The organism is Halomonas sp. 3F2F (assembly GCF_014897805.1).
Classification (GTDB): domain Bacteria; phylum Pseudomonadota; class Gammaproteobacteria; order Pseudomonadales; family Halomonadaceae; genus Vreelandella.
This window is the reverse complement of record NZ_JABUZE010000008.1, coordinates 1-2516: the sequence shown is the minus strand read 5'-3', so window position 1 is coordinate 2516 and position 2516 is coordinate 1. Positions and strand designations below refer to the sequence as shown.

At 50.0% G+C, this 2516-nt stretch carries 4 protein-coding genes; all 4 read right to left on the bottom strand.

Annotated elements, in window-relative coordinates; genetic code table 11:
- Window positions 1–976, bottom strand: a 976-nt coding sequence (locus tag INT21_RS00505) for a TolC family protein (RefSeq protein WP_193061915.1), incomplete at its 3' end; no start/stop codon positions are given.
- Window positions 977–1193: 217 nt separating this feature from the next.
- Entirely contained in the window at window positions 1194–1391 is a 198-nt protein-coding gene (locus INT21_RS00500; RefSeq protein WP_193061914.1) for a hypothetical protein, read from the bottom strand.
- Window positions 1388–1594, bottom strand: a complete 207-nt coding sequence (locus INT21_RS00495) for a hypothetical protein (protein ID WP_193061913.1) — start codon at window positions 1592–1594, stop codon at window positions 1388–1390. The genes INT21_RS00500 and INT21_RS00495 overlap by 4 nt, the downstream gene beginning before the upstream one ends.
- A 413-nt stretch (window positions 1595–2007) precedes the next feature.
- The coding region (locus INT21_RS00490; RefSeq protein WP_193084733.1) for an IS5 family transposase at window positions 2008–2516 on the bottom strand (509 nt) is incomplete at its 5' end.

Below are 2516 nucleotides of genomic sequence, written 5' to 3'. Positions count from 1 at the left end.
CCTGACTCAAACAAACCGGTCTCCGGAATAACCGGGGCGGTTCATTGTTGCCGACCTGGTTAATAAATTGATTAAAGCCTGCCTCTGCGGAGATAGTTGGGTAAAAATCTGCCTCACGCCGAGCAATTTGTGCGCGTGCTTCTTCACGCTGGGCATCGGCCACCATAATTTCCGGTACATTATGAAACTGATCAGAAACCGTCTTACATACTTGTAACAAGCCATCGGGAAGAGTATCCGTAACGCTAACCGGCCTTTGCGCCCCAATGAGCCTGCTTAAGTTATTACGACTGGTTGACAGCCGTGACTGATACTGCTCACGTGTTGCTCTAGCCGCTTCCACCCTTGACTGCGCCTGCACCTCATCAGACCGTGTGCTGGCGCCAAGCTCTGAGCGTCTTTCCGCTAACACCTGTATATCGGTGACATTGTTAATTTGATCATCTGCAATCGCCAACAAGGTTTTAAAGCGCTGAATATCAATTACCGCTTGAGCGACCTCGAGCGCTAGTTGATCAATTGCCAACAGGACTCTCGCCTGATCGCGCTCCACACCAAATAATTCGGCTTTTACCTCATTTTCAACTTTGCCAAAATCATAGAGCATCTGGGAGGCGGTAATATTGAACGCCTCTTCCGTTTGGCTACTGGATGTTCTGTACTGTGATGATAACCCCGCATCAACCTGAGGCAGATACCCAGAACGCGCCACCGCCACCTGCTCATTTTGCTGATATAAGCGCCCCAATGTTTCAGCAATAGAAGGGTACCAATTAACCGCTTGTTGCACCGCCGCTTGCATGGTTAGGCTTTGGGCATCTTGTGTCGGTTGATCAGTGACACCATCCAATGTCGATGGGCCACCCTTCTGTGCCCACGTTGTGCTAACCCCACCCCATGACAAAAAACTGACCGCCAATGCCCATACCATGTAGGGAGTCTTATTTTTTAGCTTGTCAGCACTGAGGTTTCTCATAGTTAGCTTCACTCCATTTTGCGATGATCACTTGGGCTGACATTACAGCTTTCCTTACAGCTTCTATTCCAGCATTCTGCCACCAATACCACTGAGGGTTGCTGCATTGATGGCAAAAAACTGCGTGCCAATATTGGGTCATCTTTACCTTAACCAAAAAACGCACCGGGCCCTTGGGCCCGGTGCTTTGGCAGTAATGCCAACGTTAAAGCCTTAATCAAGCCACATAGGTGTTCTGATCAAGCTCGTCGTTAAGCGGATTCTGCAGCTCGGAGAAGTCTCCCATAGGCACTTCTCCAGAGGTTTCAGAGCCACTTGCCACTTGCTCCTCTTCCACATAGTTGCTGTCAAATTCAGGCAACACCATCTCTCCATCGCCAGCTCCATCATCCATATCGCTTAGTCTAAACATCATCGAACTGACTTCGGCTGACTCACGACGGGCGGTGCGCCACCGCCCAAATCGCCTACCACAGCCGGATCAACATCACCCTCAACCTGGACTAACTTGTTACCGGCCACATCCTCCGCCACCGCGATAGTGTCGTACCCCGGTGTCATCAGATTGATCAATGCAGAGGTGCCATCGCCGTCATGATCAGCCCCCAGCCAGCCCACGACAAAGTCATCCCCCCTGTCGGCGCCACGTAGATGGAGTCCCAGTTGACATTATTGTTATTGGGTAGTCCGGCTCCATCACCTCCCGTAACAATCATTTACTGATCCGTTAGGAAATTACCTTGCTAATCGTAGATACGGTAATAAAGCGCCGCGTCGCCGGAGTTATAACCCGCACGAAAAATGTTTGCATTAGCCGTACTGTAAACTATAGCGAGGCTCTTCCCACTCCCCCCTGCATGCAAAGAATTAACAATCGGCTTAGCGTATTTAGGGAAGGTCTGAATAACTGCCGATATTCATCAACGCTTACTTGAGCCGACAAAAAATCGAAAATTCAGACACTCTTCTCCCTTTCTTTGTGTATTTTTGCTCCTTTCCCGCTCATTGAGCGGGAAAGGAGCGCAATCGCCTTATTCCCATAGGTATTTCTCACTGATCAGCAGGTTGCTGAACGCCGCCAGCAAGTGCAGGCGCTGAGTGTTTTTGGCCAGTCCACGATAGCGAGCCTTGCCATAACCAAAAACTTGTTTGATGTACCGAAAGGGGTGCTCCACCTTGGCACGGATACTGGCTTTGATTTTTTCGACTTTCTGTCGCCTGGCATCTAGCTGCTTGCGGGTGCCAGGCCGTTTGGCAATATACCAAGAGACATCGTTGCGGTGCTTGTGCTCGTCTCGTTTTTGAATACCAAGGTAACCGGCATCACCGAAGACGCGTTGCTCTTCACCGTGAAGGAGCTTATCGGCAGGCACAATGTCATGGACATTGGCAGCCGTGGTCTCAATGCTGTGAATCAACCCAAGCTTATCGTCGACACCTATGTGCATTTTCATGCCAAAGTGCCAAGAGCTACCTTTTTTAGTTTGGTGCATTTGCGGATCGCGCTCGCCTTTTTTGTTTTTGGTGGAACTAGGCGCAG

What these genes read in the sequence shown, in the direction of transcription:
- INT21_RS00500 (WP_193061914.1), bottom strand. Translation starts at nt 1,391, where the DNA reads ATGATGTTTAGACTAAGCGATATGGATGATGGAGCTGGCGATGGAGAG.